This window comes from Marinobacter sp. EN3 (assembly GCF_000475315.1).
Taxonomy (GTDB): Bacteria; Pseudomonadota; Gammaproteobacteria; order Pseudomonadales; family Oleiphilaceae; genus Marinobacter; species Marinobacter nauticus.
The window spans coordinates 276,830-295,640 of sequence record NZ_AXCC01000001.1 but is presented as its reverse complement, the minus strand read 5'-3'; the positions used below and the strand labels follow the sequence as shown (position 1 = coordinate 295,640).

The 18,811-nt window shown below is 50.8% G+C and carries 15 protein-coding genes; 14 read left to right on the top strand and 1 reads right to left on the bottom strand.

The window, feature by feature from the left end:
• Positions 1-137: 137 nt before the first annotated feature.
• The 14 genes from Q675_RS38035 to xrt all read left to right on the top strand — a co-directional run bounded on the left by Q675_RS38035 (position 138) and on the right by xrt (position 17,771).
• Positions 138-1,487 carry a hypothetical protein gene (locus tag Q675_RS38035; protein WP_152525337.1) on the top strand — a complete coding sequence of 450 codons (1,350 nt, stop codon included), beginning with the start codon at positions 138-140 and terminating at the stop codon, positions 1,485-1,487.
• A gap of 47 nt (positions 1,488-1,534) precedes the next feature.
• Positions 1,535-2,806, top strand: a complete 1,272-nt coding sequence (locus Q675_RS20840) for a glycosyltransferase (RefSeq protein WP_023010378.1) — start codon at positions 1,535-1,537, stop codon at positions 2,804-2,806.
• Positions 2,807-2,831: 25 nt separating this feature from the next.
• A complete protein-coding gene (locus Q675_RS20835) occupies positions 2,832-3,722 on the top strand; it encodes a glycosyltransferase family 2 protein (protein ID WP_023010377.1) in 891 nt (296 codons plus the stop codon).
• Positions 3,722-4,843, top strand: coding sequence for a glycosyltransferase (locus Q675_RS0118935; RefSeq protein WP_031210952.1), 1,122 nt, complete (start codon positions 3,722-3,724; stop codon positions 4,841-4,843). Before Q675_RS20835 ends, Q675_RS0118935 begins: the two co-directional genes overlap by 1 nt.
• A gap of 6 nt (positions 4,844-4,849) precedes the next feature.
• Entirely contained in the window at positions 4,850-5,911 is a 1,062-nt protein-coding gene (locus tag Q675_RS20830) for a polysaccharide deacetylase family protein (RefSeq protein ID WP_023010374.1), read from the top strand.
• Positions 5,911-7,275 carry an O-antigen ligase family protein gene (locus tag Q675_RS20825; protein ID WP_023010373.1) on the top strand — a complete coding sequence of 455 codons (1,365 nt, stop codon included), beginning with the start codon at positions 5,911-5,913 and terminating at the stop codon, positions 7,273-7,275. Before Q675_RS20830 ends, Q675_RS20825 begins: the two co-directional genes overlap by 1 nt.
• Before the next feature lie 380 nt (positions 7,276-7,655).
• Complete coding sequence (locus Q675_RS20820; RefSeq protein ID WP_023010372.1) at positions 7,656-8,786, top strand: glycosyltransferase family 4 protein; 1,131 nt, start codon at positions 7,656-7,658, stop codon at positions 8,784-8,786.
• Positions 8,783-10,297, top strand: a complete 1,515-nt coding sequence (locus Q675_RS20815; protein WP_023010371.1) for an oligosaccharide flippase family protein — start codon at positions 8,783-8,785, stop codon at positions 10,295-10,297. Before Q675_RS20820 ends, Q675_RS20815 begins: the two co-directional genes overlap by 4 nt.
• A 3-nt stretch (positions 10,298-10,300) precedes the next feature.
• A complete protein-coding gene (asnB, locus tag Q675_RS20810) occupies positions 10,301-12,232 on the top strand; it encodes an asparagine synthase (glutamine-hydrolyzing) (RefSeq protein WP_023010370.1) in 1,932 nt (643 codons plus the stop codon).
• On the top strand, positions 12,225-13,292 hold the full coding sequence (locus Q675_RS20805; protein WP_023010369.1) for a GNAT family N-acetyltransferase: 1,068 nt from the start codon (positions 12,225-12,227) through the stop codon (positions 13,290-13,292). Before asnB ends, Q675_RS20805 begins: the two co-directional genes overlap by 8 nt.
• Complete coding sequence (locus Q675_RS20800) at positions 13,271-14,152, top strand: glycosyltransferase family 2 protein (RefSeq protein ID WP_023010368.1); 882 nt, start codon at positions 13,271-13,273, stop codon at positions 14,150-14,152. The genes Q675_RS20805 and Q675_RS20800 overlap by 22 nt, the downstream gene beginning before the upstream one ends.
• Before the next feature lie 35 nt (positions 14,153-14,187).
• On the top strand, positions 14,188-15,087 hold the full coding sequence (locus Q675_RS20795; RefSeq protein ID WP_023010367.1) for a glycosyltransferase family 2 protein: 900 nt from the start codon (positions 14,188-14,190) through the stop codon (positions 15,085-15,087).
• A complete protein-coding gene (locus Q675_RS20790) occupies positions 15,084-16,205 on the top strand; it encodes a GNAT family N-acetyltransferase (RefSeq protein ID WP_023010366.1) in 1,122 nt (373 codons plus the stop codon). Before Q675_RS20795 ends, Q675_RS20790 begins: the two co-directional genes overlap by 4 nt.
• A gap of 12 nt (positions 16,206-16,217) precedes the next feature.
• On the top strand, positions 16,218-17,771 hold the full coding sequence (xrt, locus tag Q675_RS20785) for an exosortase (protein ID WP_031210949.1): 1,554 nt from the start codon (positions 16,218-16,220) through the stop codon (positions 17,769-17,771).
• On the opposite strand, the gene Q675_RS0118930 is transcribed toward xrt, so the two are convergent.
• The gene (locus Q675_RS0118930; protein ID WP_031210948.1) at positions 17,713-18,783 is read right to left on the bottom strand and encodes a glycosyltransferase; all 1,071 of its coding nucleotides are present in this window, start codon (positions 18,781-18,783) and stop codon (positions 17,713-17,715) included. The genes xrt and Q675_RS0118930 overlap by 59 nt on opposite strands.
• Positions 18,784-18,811: the final 28 nt, after the last annotated feature.

The window sequence follows — 18,811 nt, the reverse complement described above, 5'->3', positions numbered from 1 at the left end:
CTCTGTGACCTAAAACACCTAAACTTAGGTGTGTGTGCCAGAAGATTGGTTGTCATTAATGAGCTCTGGACCATTCAGGGCCTGTGACAGGGTTAGGGAGCTATCGAATGCTTATTCTCAGATCTAGATCGACTCATATGATGAAACTGAAGAAATTTTATGGACTTGTTGTTTGTTTCGCTTTGCTTCCAGCTGTTGCTTACGCTGACCCGGCAGTGTTTAGCATAGACACAGGAGGAGACAGGCTAGCACAAGGTGTAGTCGCTAGGATCAGTGGAACCGACTTTGGGGTAAAGGAAGAGTCTAGTCCTGTGTTAGTCGACTACGTGAGTCACGCTTATGAGTATGGAAAATTGAATAGCGCCTACTCAGAGTTTGTCGATGGAGAGGTTATTGAACCGGCATCAGTGAATCCGAATTCACTTTGGGCTGCAGTTAGCTCTGATTTGCCTGTTCGTTTTGACACAAAGTCGAAGCCTAGACATCCTTTTGATAAAGCCCGCTATCATTTGTTTGGAGAAAATGTATGGCTTGGAAGGCCAGTTGTATACGGTGGACCTGGAGGTTGGGACACGCCGATTAATAATAATCAGCTCTATATTAGTTGGTGGGTAAAAGTTGACTATAACTCTCTTTATTACTGGCGCTTTACTCCCAGTGAAATGTCAGGAGATTTTCAAGAAAGAGAAGTCGTTAGATCTAGTGGTGAGGTGATCGGAGAATATATTGGGAAAGATAAAGAGGGGTTGTTGAATTTTGTTTTTCCCGGCCATCCGAATGCTAATAAACTTAAAGGCGCTCAGTTAGTTGGTGTTGAATCTGGCGCAAAAACGGTATTTCCTGATGAATTTCGCGCGGGTAGTGGGGTTGGATATGAAACGCCTGGAACAAAAACTCTTCGTATATGGGACGATCCAGATTCTCGGGGAATACGAACTAGCCTGTCCCACACCGATTATTTTTTGGTGGCGTACTCAGATAGGAACTATTCGTCCAATAGGGTTTATCAGTCACGAGATATGATTCCAGATGTTTGGCATCACTTTGAGGTGGAGTTAGATGTAGCGAAAGGCACACTTAAATCGTGGTTTAATGGACAGTTGGGCGGAATCGCAAAGTTTGATCCTAGGGCAGCATACCAAGAGGCGTATAGTCCGACGATTGCGCTAATTGGCAATAATGCCAAGCAGGATCAATTGCAGAATATGTATATTTCCGAGATATACATGGATAAGAGTGTTCAGCGAGTAGTAATCGGGAACGCTTCAAACTATGACGATTTGACACACTATGAGCTGCAGAGGCCTGTCCGGTGGGGGAGGAATGAGATCGAGTTTTCGGTGAATCTTGGCGCCTTCGACTCATCTTCAGGACTTTATCTGTATGTTTTCGACGAAAACGGGGTTCCAAATAAGAATGGATTTTCGCTGTGTGCAAGTGTCGACTGTCCCTCGCCGCCCGAACCCATACAATTACAAGTCAACTGAGGCAGACTTTTTGCCTTCTCAAGTGCACGGTCTCAGTGGAGCGATAGATGACAAGGAAGTTAAAGCGGGAGTTGTTTAACCTTGCTCGTGAATCAGATCTCGCCGGCTGGCGATTTCTGGTTTCTATGTTTTGGCGCGGCGCGGTTAGCGGACGACGGGCGTCGGGAAACGATTCCAGGCTCCAGGAAATTACAGGTGTGTTGGCGCACTTTCCAAGGAATTACCTGTATAAACGTCAGCTACCTGAAGCGCTTGGTTTAGCCGACTTGGCCAATCGTGCGGTGAGGGGGGCTAGGTCAGTGTCCCTGAGTTACTGCGTTGTGTTGAAACAATATGTCTCAGAAGACGAGAAAGGAGTACTGCTGGTTTCTTTCGAGAACCAATTAACACAGATGCTTGACTCTGGTCGGGTTGATGAGATCCTTGCTCGGTATCAGCTTATTTTTATCCCTTCCTGGAGTGGTCTGTACTCCAGAGAGCTATTCAGGTTGGTGGCCGCAGCCCGGCAAGAACCCGTTTTTGTTATGCCAGTTCATAGTCATGAGCGTGAGCTGGTTCCAACCCTTGGTACTAATTGCCATTCTCTCCCATTTAACGCAGCCAGTTGGGTTAATCCAACTTTCTTTGAAGGGCCAGTCCAGGAAAGAGATATTGATTGCCTGATGGTTGCCAACTTTGCCAGTTTCAAAAGACATTGGCTGCTGTTCAAGGCATTAAAGGGGCTGCCTGAAGATATCAAGGTGACGTGTGTTGGCGTTCCTTTGGGTTCCCGAACCGCAGAGAGTATCCGTCAGGAGGCTGCGGAATACGGCGTATCGGATCAGGTAACGATCGTTGAGGATCCCAGCCAGGAAGAGCTGGGAAGATATTTCCGAAGGGCGAAGATGTTCTGTGCGATGTCTTATCGCGAAGGCTCGTTTATAGCCGTGGCGGAGTCTCTGATGTCTGGCACTCCTGTACTGATGTTCCGCAATGCGCATATCGGTACGAAAAGCCTTATCAATGAAGATACGGGCGCGCTGGTGAAATCTGTCAGGGAGCTGAGGCAGAAGATACTGGAGTACAGGAACTTTGAAGGGCACGAGCAGGTTCGTCAGACTTCGTTAGAGAATATCAGTGCGCAGGCTAATTCCCGTAAACTTAATGATATGCTGCGCGACTGGTCAATCAGCAATGGTAAGACTTGGACCGTTGATATAGAGCCATTCTACAGCCAACGCCTGGACTTTCACTATTTCAGTGATGATAGTCGCGATCGTCTGGCAGATGATTATCGGTATTTATCTGAGTTAGGTATCCGGTTTCCAAGGTTCTCGTAATACCATGCCCTCCAGGAAAAGTGTCGTGACGTCTTCATCGAATGAACTGGTTTCCGTAATCATCCCTTCTTACAATCGTGCATCCTATATCGATGCTGCCATTAAATCGGCGCTTGATCAGACTTACGGTCCGGTTGAGGTTATTGTCGTGGATGATGGATCGACGGATGGCAGTTATGAAAAGTTACAACAATGGGAAGAACGAGGAAAACTGGTACTTCTGACTCACCCTGAACGAAGGAATCGGGGCCAGTCTGCATCAATTAACCTGGGTATTCAGCAAGCGGCCGGTAGCTATATTGCAATCCTGGACAGTGATGACATGTTCGCCAAAGAAAAATTGGCCGATCAAGTAGCGTTCCTGGAAGCTAACCCCGAAACAGGTATGGTTTATGGCCAAGGTCATGCAGTAGATGCTGATGGTAATTTCCTGTTCAAAGTTCCTGGTGATGGTCATCAGGAACTGAGTGATCCTAACCGGCTACTGCTGGATTGTTACATGGCGCTGCCAGGGGGGTCACTTGTTCGTCGTTCGGTATTTGAGAAGGCTGGCTTATTTGAGGAATCTTTTAGGGCCGGCCAGGATCACGATATGGCTATTCGGATCATGGAAGCGACTAAATGCGCTTATTTGCCGAAGCTTGCTTTCTATTACCGCAAACACGACGACGCCATTAGTGTTAAAGGGCTCGAACGTCGCTGGCTTACTGGGCTGGAAATTCTTCGCCGAGCTAACGAACGTTATCCCTACACGAGAAGCACAATTCGAAAACGCAAGGCTGTGCTTCAATTCAGATTAGGACAGACCTATTGGCGAGAAAGGCGTAAGGCCAAGGCGCTACCGCATCTTGTCTCTTCAGGTTTACTTGACCCCACCCGTGCCTTAAAGGTTCTCATAGGGCGAGAACAGGTTTAATGGATTCCGCACCGCAGCCCATTCTCTTTGTTATCGACCACTTCCGTAATCCCAATGCTGGTACTGAGGGCCAGCTCTTCCAGTTGGTTAAAGGCCTGGATCGAGCCAGGTTCAAACCTCACCTGCTGGTCTTCCGGGATTCGGAGTTTCTTCAGATGGGCGGATTCCCTTGTGATTACTCGGTTTTGGGGCAGCATCGTATTCTTTCTGTGGCTACCTGGTATGCGCTTTGGCGAACTGCCCGGCGGTTTCGGGCTTCTGGTGGCCGCTTGGCTCATGTGTTTTTTAATGATTCCTCCGTCGTCTGTCCGCCGATCTTCCGTTTGCTTGGCATCGAAACGATTATCTCCAGGCGGGATATGGGGTATTGGTACACCCGCAAGTATCTGGCTCTGTTGAACCTAAGTGGTCGATTTGTTGCCGCCGCGATCACCAACAGTCAGGCGGTTAAGGAGGTGACGCTTCGGCATGAGCCTGTTTCTTCAGATAATACCCACGTGATTTATAACGGATACGAATTTGAGGACGTGCAACCCTCAATACCTTCGGAGCTACAGGAGTTGCGAGCCGGGCATCCAGATGCAGTATTCGCTGGAATTGTGGCCAACATCCGGCCGATAAAACGGATGGAAGATGCGATACGAGCGCTAGGGTTGCTGTCAGGGCAAAGCCCGGCTTTGCATCTGGTTATCATTGGAGATGGGGACCCCGAGGATCTCAAAGCAATGGCAAAAGAACTGGGGATTGAAGGGCAGGTACACTTCCTGGGCGCGCGTCGGGATGTAAGGGGTTGTCTCGCCGGCCTGGATATCGGTTTGTTATGTTCTGAATCCGAAGGTTTTTCTAACGCCGTGGTAGAGTATATGCAGGCGGGATTGCCCGTGGTTTGTAGCGCCGTGGGGGGCAATCCGGAAGCGATTGCCCACGGAGAAACCGGTTTTTTGTATGGCTGTGGTAATGTGAGTGAGTTGGCGGAACGCCTCAGAGCATTGGCTTTTGATGGTGATCTCCGTGCCCGTTTGGGAGAAAATGCCAGCGTTAATGCAAGACAGCGCTTCAGTATGGAAACGATGGTTCGGCAGCATCAGGAAGTTTATGGCTCTCTGCTGAACAAGGAGTAATGCAGTATGGGGTTGTTCTCGAAAACCATTCGCACGCTGGGCCCTTGGGGCGGCTATAAGCTAGCCAGGCAGATCTGCCGGAACCAGCCACGCATCCTTATGTATCACCGGTTTTCGGATCCGCCGGTCAAAGGGTGGGCAAGTCCACAGTTCTTCGAACAGCAGGTCCGACACATCAAGGATAACTACAATCCGTTTTCGCTGGTTGGGTTAATGCAGTATAAGCGTGAGCACGGCCGCATGCCTCGTCACGCGATCGTTATTACCGTGGATGACGGTTACCGCGATTTTTATCAGTATGCTTATCCGATCCTCAAGAAGTACCAGGTACCTGCCACGCTGTTTGTTACCACGGGGTTTATAGAGCGTAAACTCTGGCTGTGGCCGGATAAGATTACCTGGTTGCTGAGCCAGGTAGACTATATTCACGAAGCAGTAAAGATCGATACTCTGCGGAGTGAGGCGGGGCCGGTGAATGCCGAAACACGTCAAGTCTATTGGCAGCAATGGAACGATCACGCCTTGTCGTTGCCTGATGATGAGAAACATTGGTTCATCGATGAGTTGGCCCGCCTGCTCGGGAAGATCTTTCCCGAGTCGATTCCCCCGGAGTTTGAGCCGTTAAGCTGGGATGAGCTTGCGGAGATGCAGCAGAATGGTGTTGAAATTGGAGGCCATACAGTTACCCATCCCTCGTTGGGGAGGGTCAGCGAATCTCAGGCTAAAGCAGAAATAGTTGGGTGTCGTAATGCATTGAACGAAAACCTTGGGCGGCGCTCGCGTACTTTTTGCTATCCAAATGGTCAGCCCTCTGATTTCCAGCGTTTCCTGCCCGCGTTGGTTGAAGATTCAGGGTTCCTCGGGGCAGTGACGGCATTCCCTGATGCGAATGGAACAAAAGATCCGTTTTTAATGCGTCGTCACGTGAGTGGCGATGACATGTTTCAATTCTTCAAGGCTACATCTGGCGTTGAATTTCTAGGGCATAGGCTAAGGAGGGAAATAAGACTGCGGAGAGATTCTCATATAGGCGCTACTGTTATCGCAAGCCGCGGAGGAAATGCGTAATGGTTCTGGCGGTTGGAGCGTTAACTCTCTCTAGGGCGAGACTTTCGACGCAAACTGTCAGCACCTTTACATTTTTATTCTATCTGTATTTTATCGTGGATTACTTCCTACGGTTTCCAGCAAGGATTCCCGGCTACAGTAGTCTAAGGCCCACCTTAATAGGGATTCTGATTCTCTCAACATTATTGTTTGTTCAACGAGAGAAATTCAAAGGGCGTTTTAATGATCCAGTTTTTCGTGGGTTTTTCCTTTTGGTGGGGTACATTATTCTGACTTTGCCCTTGGTAGAGTGGCCTGGGAGCGTTATACGAGGTAATTGGGAAACCTTTCTGAAGGCCGTGGTTTTTCTGTTCTTTACGGCGCTAACTATAGATACCGAAAAACGTCTCAAGTGGTTTGTAGCTGTATTCGTATTTTGTCAGATATTTCGTGTTCTGGAACCATTGTATCTTAATATAACCCAGGGATACTGGGGAAGCGCAACACACCTTCAGGGTGCTGAGTTTGCGAACAGGCTTTCAGGTGCACCAGCGGATGTAATTAATCCGAATGAATTGGGATTTGTTATAGCGACAGTCATTCCATTCCTACATTATCTGCTTTGGCCTAAGGGTTGGTTTAGTAAGGGGGTATATTTAGTCCTGATTCCTTTGCTTCTCTATGCGCTGATACTTACTATGTCTCGCGGTGGATTTATTGCTTTGCTGGTAGTCGCCTTTTTTGTGTTTAAGGAGTCAAGGCGAAAGGCGGGATTGATTGCGCTAGGTGTCATCGTTGTTGTTTGTGCGTTCAGCGTTATGACACCGATCCAAAAAGATAGATATTTATCACTTATCGATAGGGATACTGCCGGTGGGGCTTCGGCGGAAGGCAGATTTCGTGGAATGGTTAATGAATTTAAAGTGGGGTTGAGCAGGCCAATTGTTGGTCATGGTTTGGGAACAACTCCCGAAGCCAAAACACATAAGCTCGGGTCACGACAGGCAAGCCATAACTTGTATGCTGAAGTTTTAATTGAGCTCGGATTTATTGGTTTTATCATATTTATGATGTTTTTGGTGAAAATCGCTAAAAAACTAAAGTCGGTTAGGGAGAAGATGACCGACATTGTCTCTGATTCCGGGAACTATTTTTTGCGATTAAATAAGGTTCTTTTGTGTGTTTTTTGGATGTATGTTGTATACAGCATTAATTACTGGGGGCTTTCTCAGTATTACTGGTACCTGTTTGCGGGCCTTGTGATTGCTTTCGGAAGGCTAATCCCATCTGTCGATGAGATCGAGAGAAACGAGGGTTTGAATGGAGAGGCTGCAGTAAATCACCGTTACAGGCTGGCTTCGAGGTTTAAAAATAGGCATCTCTGAGAAGTATGAGTATGGTAGGAATTTAATGAAAATTGGAAACGTTTCTATTAAAGGTTTGATGTCTGCTCTGGAGTTACGAGGTGCAAACATATCCTGATAGGTGTTTGTTCCCAGCTTTTATTTTATGATTTTTGGTTTTCTGTATGTGCCAAAAAAGGTCTTTCTTCATAGCCTAATTTTGTAGTTAGAGACGATCGAGTTTCGGTGGGTTATGCTCCTTATATTTATTGGTATTGTTTTCTGGCTGTGTAGTCATTTTTAAAATAATGATTAAGTTTGAAGAGTTTCCGATTCGTTGGGTACGGTCATCCACTAGATTTATTAAAATTGATCAATGCACTTCGCCTATGTTGAAAGTGGTATTTTAAAAGGATTTACTGATGAGAATTGTCGTTTTTGCCAAGCACCCAGGCGGTGGTATTAGGACGTATTTTTCCTATGTCTATGGCGATAAAGCCCAGAGAAATAATGCCTTTAGCTTGGTAACACCAAAGTCCGAGGCACTTCAGGCCATTGTTGCTTCACGGGCAAATGTTGAAGTTGCTGCTCAGTCTTCTGATAACTCCGCCATGTTATTAATTGCGCTTATTAAACAGGTTGTTAGGGTTAGGCCGGAATTGGTCCACTCCCATGGGTTTACAGCTGGTCTGATTGCGGCATTGCCGCTTTGGTTACTCCGTATACCTCATGTCATAACTACTCACGATGTCTTTATGCCGGGGTATTTCCACGGGCGCTTTGGAAAGCTAAAGAAGTGGGTAATGGGTCGGTTGTTCTCTTTGGCAGATATGATAAATCCAGTTGGTGAGGACGCGGCCTCGAACTTTATAGACACGTTTCCCGGTTTGGATTCCCGCGGGAGCGTGAAATGGATTCGAAATGGAGTTGAAGCTGATTGTTTTCTCGTGGATAGTTTCAGGGATCTCCGCAACGAGGCAGGCATTCCCTCTGATGCCCTGGTACTCGGTTTTTTTGGGCGGTTCATGGCTCAAAAGGGGTTTAGTCTGTTGGTTGATGCCGTTGATAGATTGAACCGAGAGAGTAGTGAAAAACCGGTTCATGTATGCTGCTTCGGTTGGGGAGGGTTTATCAGGGAAGAGCAGGCTGACATTCGTTCCCGTGGTTTGGAATCATTCTTTCATTTCTTTCCCGCTACAGATTTGATGGCTGAAGCCATAAGGGGGGTGGATGTGGTTGTCATGCCTTCTAAATGGGAAGCGTGCCCGCTTCTGCCGATGGAAGTAATGATAGCTGGTAGACCTCTCATCGCATCTAATTGTATTGGGATGAAGGAAGTAGTTGCCGATACCCCGGCAATGGTTTTCGAGGTCGGATCGTTGGACGGGCTTCTCGAAAAAATCCGGTTGTTCGCAGCAAATCGGGACAGTTTTCAACTTGAATCGGATAGGTTCCGGCAGGAAGCAGCTTTGAGATTCGATGTCGGCCAAACCTCCAGTAAATTGGTTGATCTTTTTAATGACGTTGTGGATAAGCCGGAGTCCAATAGGTGATTCGTACTTTATTGGTGAATACCGGCTCAAATGTCCTGGTGATGCTCGTTAAACTGGTCATCACCTTCATTATGACCCCCGTTTTCGTTCACAACCTTGGGAAGTACGACTACGGTCTGTGGGAGATGATTGGCGCTGTAATTGGCTACATGGGGATATTGGACCTGGGCCTGCGGCCGGCCATCAGTCGGTATGCCGCGAAACACCACGCCGAGCAGGATTCACAGGCACTTGAGTCTGTGTACATGTCCGCCTTTGCGTTCATGATGATGGTCGGTCTGCTCCTCTTCGCCTTTTTCCTATGCTGGGGAATATGGTTTTCCGGTGCGATCGCCCCGGAGGGAGAGCCATATCAGAAGTACACGCTGTTTCTGATCATTATCGGCGCCCACCTGTTAATCTCGTTTCCCGGATATGTTGCAGAGAGCTACCTGGAAGGTTTCCAGAAGTACTACCTTAAAAACAATATCACGATTATCAATTCGATCGTGGGCTCCACGCTCCTTTACCTGTTTATCACTCCTGAAAACGGTCTGGTGCTCTTGGCAGGCATCAACGCCATTGGGATTACCATAAAGTACATCCTCTTCATGTGGTTGCTGTCCCGCCCCGCCTTTGGTGCGATCAGGGTCCGTTGGCGATCCTACTCCTGGGTGCGTTTGAAAGAGCTGATTGTTTTCGGTTTTAAATCATTCGTTCAGGGTATTGCCACCCGAGTTGAAAACGCTACGGATGTTTTGGTGATTGGTTTGATTATGGGACCTGCTATGGTTCCGTTCTACAGTATTCCGGCGAACCTGACGCAACATATTCGCGGACTGGGCTGGACGTTAACCCACGCCTTTATGCCGCTGTTTAGTGGCTTGAGCGCGAGGGCTGAGAACGACACCATCCGGCGGGTTTTTCTGATTTCGTCCCGTTACGTTGTCAGCATTCTTTTGGCCATGGGCACGGGGGCTCTGTTGTTGGGGGCGCCTTTTATCTCTGTATGGTTGGGGCCCGAGTTTGGTGAGAAGGCGGAATGGCTTATCGTGTTTCTGGTGTTCTTTACGGTGCTGCCTTTCATCAATCCGTTCGCCAGTCGTTATCTGACGGCGATTGACAAACACGGGATTTTTGCACGCCTCACTCCTTTGGCAGCCGCACTGAATATTGGCCTGAGCCTTGTTCTTGTTCACCCGTATGGCCTTGAGGGCGTAGCTTTTGCTTCCGTCGTTCCCGGGTTGATCTTTGTCCCTTTATATCTCCGATATACCTGCCGCCATCTCGAACTTCCCGTCAGAGAGTATTTGCGCTCGTCTGTGCTGCCTGGCTTCGTGCCGGCTGGGTTAATGGCAGTTATTATTCTGGGTGTTGGTCAATATCTGATGTACGACAGTTACCGCCATATTTTGTTGGGTGCGCTTCTGGGAAGTATTGGCTGGCTGGCAGCCTTCTGGCTGCTGGTGTTGAACCGAGAAGAACGAGATTACGTGGGCGCTCGAGTAGCTCGCATCGCAGGAAGGAAATAGTCCATGTGCGGCTTTGCAGGATTCGTAAACAGGGATGTGGGTAGAACCCCGGAGGCCACCCTGGAGTGTATGGGGGCTGCCATAGCTCACCGGGGGCCGGACGATTCAGGTATCTGGCTCAAGGCAGACCTTGGTTTGGGTCTGGTGCATCGCAGGTTGGCCATTCAGGATCTGTCACCGGCGGGTGCGCAGCCGATGGCGTCAGCGAGCGGGCGCTTTGTTATTGCCTTCAATGGGGAAATCTATAACTTTCGGCAGCTGCGAGCAGAGCTTGAAAAGGAGGGATGCACCTTTCGGGGCCACTCAGACACGGAAGTGATGCTCCACGCAATTGAGCGTTGGGGGTTGGAAGAGAGTCTACCGAAATTCTCGGGAATGTTTGCTTTTGCGCTGGTGGATCTGAAAAGCCGGGATCTGATTCTGGCCCGAGACCGAATGGGTGAAAAGCCACTGTATTATGGATGGCAAGGCAACACTCTGTTGTTTGGTTCGGAGCTCAAGGCGCTTCGGGTACATCCCGCATGGCAAGGCGGTGTAGAGCCAGGGGCGCTGGCACTGTTGCTCCGGCACAACGTGATACCAGCACCGATCAGTATTCACAAAGGGATTTTAAAATTACCGCCTGCCTCACTGGTTCGTTTTCCTCTTGATGGGGCCTCACCGGCTACGTTACCGGAACCGCAACGCTACTGGTGCCTTGAGGATTGCTTTACAGAAAGCCGGGCGCCGGAAAGCTTTGAGGCTGCCAGTGACCAGTTGGAGGCTTTACTCGGGAACGTGATCGAAGACCAGATGGTATCGGACGTTCCTTTAGGTGCTTTTCTCTCCGGCGGTATTGACTCTTCCACCGTGGTTGCACTTATGCAAGCCCGTGCAAGCCAGAACGTGAGAACGTTCAGTATTGGCTTTGATGAGCCCGGTTTTAATGAGGCAGAACATGCCGCAGAGGTTGCCCGTCATCTGGGAACCGAACACACGGAATTGTACGTAACTCCCGAGGATGCGCTTAACCTCGTGCCGCGTTTGCCAGATCTCTATGACGAGCCTTTCGCGGATTCCTCGCAGTTGCCTACTTTTCTTGTCAGCCAGATGACACGGAAGCATGTCACGGTTGCATTGTCAGGTGATGGCGGAGATGAGTTGTTCTGTGGCTACACTCGGTATCCCTCGGTTTATAACCGTTGGCGGAGCCGAAGCAAGCCGGCCGGTGTCGCCCGGCGCTGGTTATCCCGCTTACCAGAGGCGGCGACGGCTCAGGCGATCCGGGCTCTGGTGCCTTCCCAGCGAGGTCGGTCGACGCTGGCAATTCGTCATCGCCTCAAAGCGGAGCGTGCGCTGGCCTCGGCCGCGGATCTGTCAGATTTCTATCGGCAGTCTGTCTCTTTCTGGAATGAGCCCGAGTGTTTTCGGAGGGACGTTCAGGAACCCACATATGGTCTGACTCAGGCAATCCCGCACGCTATTCCCCCCGACGGATTGAAAGCGTTGATGTGGCGTGATCTGAATTGGTATCTGCCCGATGACATTCTGGTGAAGGTCGACCGGGCAGCGATGGCCTGTAGCCTTGAAACCAGGATACCGATGTTAGACCCGAAGGTGGTTTCCTTCGCGCTGTCGTTACCGTTGAGCTATAACCTTAATGGCGGTGTTGGCAAGCAGGTGCTGCGTAGCGTTTTGTACCGCCACGTGCCAAAGGCCTTGGTGGACAGGCCCAAGCAGGGGTTTGCGGTGCCCGTGGGGCAATGGTTACGGGGCCCACTGCGCCCCTGGGCGGAGGCGCTGCTGCAACCGTCTGTCTTTGACAAGCAGGACTATCTGGACCGCTCAGTTGTGAATGCCTATTGGCAGGAGCACCTCAAAGGGCGGGAGGATTACTCTGCAGAGCTATGGGGCATTCTGATGTTTCTGGCATGGCTGGAGCGCACGGGTGGCTGAAATCAAACCCTATGATGATCAACGCCATCGGGAGCAGGTGCTGAACCTGTTTGCTGATGTGGCGTTCAAACGTGATATCTGGAGTTATCAGTTCCAGGAGAATCCTGGTGCGCGTGATCGTGGCTTTGCTCCGGTGGTGGCAGAGGAGAACGGTTCGGTTGTCGGCTTCAACGGGGTGGTGCCGGTAAGTATTCTATGGAATGGCCGGCCAACACAGGCCATGTGGAGCTGCGACTTCAAGGTGTCTGAGCGCCAGCGCGGAAAGGGCGTAGGTCGGCTGATCAAAGTAGAGTTGGCACAACGCTCTCCTATTCTTATGTCGTTTGGCATCAGCCCGGTCGCCGCCATTGTATTGCAGCGGATGGGTTGGCGTGCCAGCGACCAGGTGCATTTTCTTCGTAAAATCCGTCAGCCTCGGAGCGCTCGTGACTGGGCTTTGATGCTACTGCAATTTTGCACTCGACTGGTTAATCGCCCAGTGCAGAGCCGACACATGCGTGCGTCTCTCCTGCAGCAATTGCCACCCAGAGAACAGATTGATGAGTTGTGGGCGGCAGTTGCGCAAGGCTACGACAAGGTTGTTGTGAGAGACTGGCCTTACCTTGACTGGCGCTATCAGCGGCATCCGTTTGCACAGTATTCATTTCTGGAAGTACGGGAGGAGAATGATTCCCTCAAAGCTCTGGGGGTTGTCCGTGCGGATGACCGACAGGTTCGGCTGGTCGATTACATCGGGCCAGCAGCTTCAGCAGCGCTGAAGTCGGCGGTTGTAGAGGCAATGCTGCGGCAATGGCCGAATGCAGCCTCTTATTCTGCCATGACGTCCGATTTGGAGCTGAAGCAGGTCATGAAAGCGCACGGGTTCTATCAAGGCCGTGAGCAACCCCGATTTTTTGTGTGGGAATCACCAAAGCGAGTTTCGTCAAACGGAGATTGCACCAGCGGCTGGTTCATTATGGGGGGGGATTCTGATGGCGAACTGCTGCAGTCTGCCCGGGAAGCGTGGAATGAAGAACGTATTAACAAGGACGATGACGGATGTCGGCTAAAGACCCTTTGATCACTATTATCACTCCTACCTATAACCGTGCAGAGTTCATTCTGCAGGCGGTTGAGAGTGTTATGGGGCAGACGTACGGAAACTTTGAATTTCTGATCGTCGATGACGGTTCAACGGATAACACGGTGGAACTGCTTGAACCCTACCTGCAGGATGAACGCGTCCGTCTGTTCCAGCAGGAAAACCAGGGGCAGAGTGTGGCCCGAAATGTGGCTCTGGCGGAGGCGTCCGGCGACTTCATATGCTTCCTGGATTCGGATAACTATTGGCCGCTTGATAAGCTGGAGAAACAAGTCAGGGTTTTTGAACAGCATCCGGAAGTGGATGTGCTATATGGCGATAATGTGATTATCAACGAACAGGGTGCTGAGATCAGCCGCAAGAATATGTCGCGTTATTCAGGACGCATTGCCGCGAGGATGATTCGGGACAACTGTGTTGCCATGAACACCACAATGGCAAGGCGCCGCTGCTTTGATGAGATGGGCGGCATGAGTGGAAAACGACGTGTGGCTGACGACTATGATTTGTGGCTACGGTTTTCCGCCCGGTATCAGTTTCGCTATGAGCCGGAATACTGGGCCTGGTATCGAGTGATGGAAAACCAGATTTCGTCGGATAAAACACAGCGGTTCCGGGTCAATGAAGCCATCATTCGCGACTTTCGCCGAGAGTATCCTGAGGCCCTCAGTGCGAGTGAATTCGATAAGGGATTTGCCCATTTCTACATCAGAAAGGGGCGTTACCTGGGCGCCGTGGGTAAAAAGCTTGCGGGCATCAAAGAAATCATGAAAGCGCTGAAGTATGCGCCGGCAGAAACCAACGTCTGGCGAGCGCTGCTTGCGGTAGCGCTGAAATAAAAACAACGATGAATAAGACAGGGAAGTAAGCAGTCATGTCTTCTAATCCTCTGGTGTCGGTCATCACGCCAACATTTAATCGGGCTGACTACCTGCCTTATGCGGTTGAGAGCGTTCTGTCTCAATCGGTTCCTGATTTCGAATTGATCGTTATTGACGATGGTTCCACGGACGGCACCGCCGAGCTGATGGAGCGGTATCTGGCGGACTCGCGCATTCGATATCTTAAGCAGGAGAACCAGGGGCAGAGTGTGGCCCGAAATCGCGGGATTGCCGAGGCGCGTGGCCAGTTTATCTGCTTTCTCGACTCAGATAACGCCTGGGTCAGTACAAAGCTGGAAACCAGTCTGAAGGCCTTTGAGGAACATCCCGAGGCGGATATCGTCTATGGTGATTTCATAACCATAGACGGGGAAGGGCACGAACATGGTGTGAATCGTATGGCTCGCTATTCCGGCCGTATCACGCCACAGTTGCTCCGGGATAATTTCGTGAGCATGAACACAACTATGACCCGCAAGCGCTGCTTTGACGAAATGGGGGGCTTTGACAGCGCTGATCGGTTGGCGGAGGACTACGGGCTCTGGTTGCGTTTTTCTACCCGCTATCAGTTTCTATATGTTCCAGCGGTGCTTGGGTATTACCGGGTTATGGAAAACCAGATTTCCTCTGACAAGGATAGCCGGTTTCGAGCGAACGAGCAGTTGGTCCAGAGCTTTCTGAAAGCCTATCCTTCAGCGGTTACCCGGGGTGAGGCCCGCCGGGGATTGAGTTATTTTTTTATTCGGAAAGGGCGATATGAGTACTCGTCTGGTCAGCGTCGCCAGGCCTTTCGTTCTTTGCTTCGGTCATTGTCGAAGGACCCGTTCTGGATGGGCCCCTGGCGGTTCGCTGTAAAAATGCTGCTAACTTCCAGCCGAGGGAGGCGAATGTGACTTATACCGTTCGTCGCTTGTCTGAGAAAGAGTTTTTCGGGCTGCAGGAAAGCTGGGACCATCTGCTGGAGCAGAGTAATGCCGACCCGCTGTTCATGAGCTGGGCCTGGCAGACGTCCTGGTGGGAAACCTGGGGCGATAGACTGAACCTTGATCTGTTGCTGCTTGGTGTATACGCCCCGGGCGATACGCTGGTTGGCCTGGCTCCGCTCTACCTGAGTGCCGTCAGCACGCCGCTGGGATGGAAAGTTCGAAGGCTGCATGTGGTAGGCAATGCCTGGAAGCTGGGGCCTACGGTGCGCACGGAATATGTGGGCGTCATTGTGGATCGGCGTGAGCAACTGGCCATCCTGCAGGCGCTTGGGAGCTATCTCGCTGAGGCCCGGTGGGATGAGATGATTATTGCGGATGCCTCCGCGAGATCAATGAGTATGATCGAATCTGGCCTGAGCCACACGCTGGCTCCCTCCCGGGTGGTTCGGAGTGAGTCGGAAGGTGTGGTGATCCCAACTCAGGGACAGTTTACGGACTGGTTATCAAGGCTTGGAAAGAATACCCGTCTGAAAGCCTATAATCGGCGAGAGTTGTTTGAAGGTACTTTGAATGGTTCCTTCGAGGAATGGCAGACCCCGGAAACGTTTCTGGCATTACTCAATCGTTTTCATTGCGAGCGTTGGGGAAAGCCCTGCTTTGACGATAATGCTGTTCGCTTCCATGAGGCACTTCTGAACCGGCTCTCTGGAGGCCAATCCGCGAGAATGTCGGTACTGAGAGCCGACAATCAGATTGTGTCTGTACTTTATGATGTCCGCGCCGGGAATCGGGTATACAACCTGCAGGCGGGGTTCATGCAGGATTTCCACAACAAGTTGTCCTTGGGCACGCTCCATTTGGGTTACGCCATTGAGCGATCCTTTCAGGATTCGAGTATTGTCAGTTACGACTTGCTGGCCGGGTCCGGGAAAAACACGTTCTACAAACAGCACTTCAGAGGGGAGCAGGTGTTGTTTACCACCGTTGAGTATGTTCGTTCTCCCATTCTTAAAATGGCTTATGGGGCAAGGGGTTGTATGCCGCCCCGTTTAGTGTCCTCAATTAATCGTTTCTTTCGTCTCTGAGCGGGTGTTGTCATGAATATGGAAAGGATGCCGTCTATCAGCCTGATGAGTCGCCTGTGGCCGTTCCTGCTTGTCTTATGTGTGCTGGCATTCGTTACTTTCCCTACTTTGGAGGGAGTCGTGACGCGATGGTTAAAGTGGGACGAATCATACTCCCATGGTCTTTTGTTAGCCGGCGTGTCGCTGTATCTGATCTGGCGAAAGGCGAAGACCAATCCGGTGGCCCCGGGCTTCGCCCCGGTTTGGGTTCTTCCTTTGATAGCCTGTCTGCTTGCCTATTGGGTCGGCGGGTTGATTCGTCTTCAGGCGCTTCAGCAATTGGCGTTGGTGCCTCTTTTGTTTGCTGCCTGCGCGACGCTGATGGGGTGGCGCCAGGCTCGCTGGTTCATTGTGCCGCTGGGTTTGCTGTTTCTGACCATTCCTGTGTGGGACTTCCTGGCCTGGACGCTACAGGTAATTACTGTTGCCGTTAATAAGGTCCTGTTGGGTTTTTTCGATATTGATTTTGAGGTGGAGGGTGTATTCGTTTACCTCATCGGTGTCGGAACCTTTGAAGTTGCTCATGGATGCTCTGGACTTCGGTATCTGCTGGTGGGGCAGGCGCTGGTTCTGATTTATGGCGAGTTATACCTGTCGAGGTTACGATCCCGCGTCACGTTATTCTGTTTGGGGGTGGCATTCGCTCTACTTGCCAACTGGATCCGGGTGTTCGTCATCATCTACATGGGGTATGAAACGAACATGCAGTCCGGCCTGATCGAGGATCATGAAAACTTTGGCTGGTGGGTGTTTGCGGGCACGCTTGTTCCCCTCTATTTTCTGGCTCGTCAGCTTGAGATACGGGACGACCAGGTTGTTGCCAGCCAGGACAATGACGAGAAGCAAGATCACGCTAAACCCGCAGGTAAAGCTACGGTTGCTGTAACGGTTGTCGCGCTGCTGGGGCTGGTTACCTGGATCGCTTTGCCGGACAAGCGAGGCAACATTGCTTCTGAGCCCGAAGGGTACGCCATTGATTTAAGTGAAAGGTATTCACCGGTGTTCGGATCTGCACTGGCGGGGTGGCGCCCCAACGTTCTCAATCCAGACAGGGTGTATGCGCAGACCCTGTTTGACCGTTTGCAGGCCCGCGCAGGGCAAGGTTTGGGCACAACCTACTATCTGGGCGCTTTTACCTATGACTATCAAAGGCATCGTGCGGAACTCATCCAGTACAGTAACCGCCTTTATGACCGTGATTTCTGGATTCCGGAAGGCTTCTTTGATGTTGAAAACAGCCTGAATATCCCGGTGCAGGGAGTCACCCTGAAACATCGTGTTTCCGGACAACGTGTGCATCTGGGGTATAGCTACTTTGTTCAGGGGCAGTGGGAAACCGATCAGTGGCGCGCGAAGCTTGCTCAAGTGGGTGGGTTCTTCAGTGGCCGTGATGATGCCTCTTTACTCATCTCTGCAGTGGCGTGCGATGGCTGTGAGGTGGCTGCAACTCTCGCTGAGTTTATCGAGTCTACCTTTCCGGTGATTCTTGAGCAGATTGATCAAGAGGTGGTGCGACCAGATCTTTGAGCTGGCTCTCTAATCGGGAAAGAAATTGTTCGTGATTGGTTGAATACCATTCGATTGCCCGCCTGGACATGTGGGCCAGCGTGGCCGGCGGCTGGTCTATCGCAGCTTGAATGCTCCGCTCCAGAGCTTGCTCTGAGACAAGGTAACGGGTGCCCAGGCGAAACGTCAGGTTTCTTTCCACATGTGCCAGAAAGCCTCTGTCCTTCCCAACCAGCTCGTTCATGGGCGGTGCATCAGTTGTTATTGTAATACAGCCGTAAGCCATGGCCTCTGCCAGTACCTGGCCATAACCCTCCACCTCAGAAGGTAGTACCGCGAAACCGGCCTGGGCCCAGAGTGTGTTCAGTTCATTGTTCGTAAGATTTTTCTCTACCCTGATATTGGCGGCGGGGGTGGTGTCCAGATGCTGGGAGACAATGACCAGTTCTGGCCATTCGGGATGCCTCTGCCAACATGCCATAACACGTTGCGTACCCTTGAACTGGCTGTTGCCGGCTACATGCAAAGCAAGGCGGTAGTCTTTCTTTTCCGAGCCGGTCTGGGCGCCGATCTCACCGCCGGTAAACCCCAGGTACTGGGTGTCTGAATGTAGGGCGGAAAAAATCGTTACCGCGTGGTTTGTTTTGCAGAGTATACGATTGATAAAACTGAGGTAGGGAAGCCTGGACTCAATGAACCATTCCTGATTCGGAATGAGCCAGTGATGCCGGCCAGCGGTCAATTGAGATACCCAGACATTCTCCAGATGAATGACTAGATCCGATTGTTGACCCGGTTTTAGCAGCCTAAGAGAAGCAACCTGACTGCGATAGAAGAGTTTGCTGAGAAATCCGGGGCAAAATCGTTTCAGTGCTTTGAATCGATAAACTGAAAGGCGGGATCGCCATAGGGGAGTAGGGGGCAATCGAACCTGTCTGGTCTGGTGCCCAAGCCGTTGCAGGGCTGCTTCCAGTATCCTGGCATCTTTCTGGAGCCCCCTGCCGCTATTGGCATAAACAATCAGTACATCCATGAACCTGACCCGGAATGAAAAAGCCCTG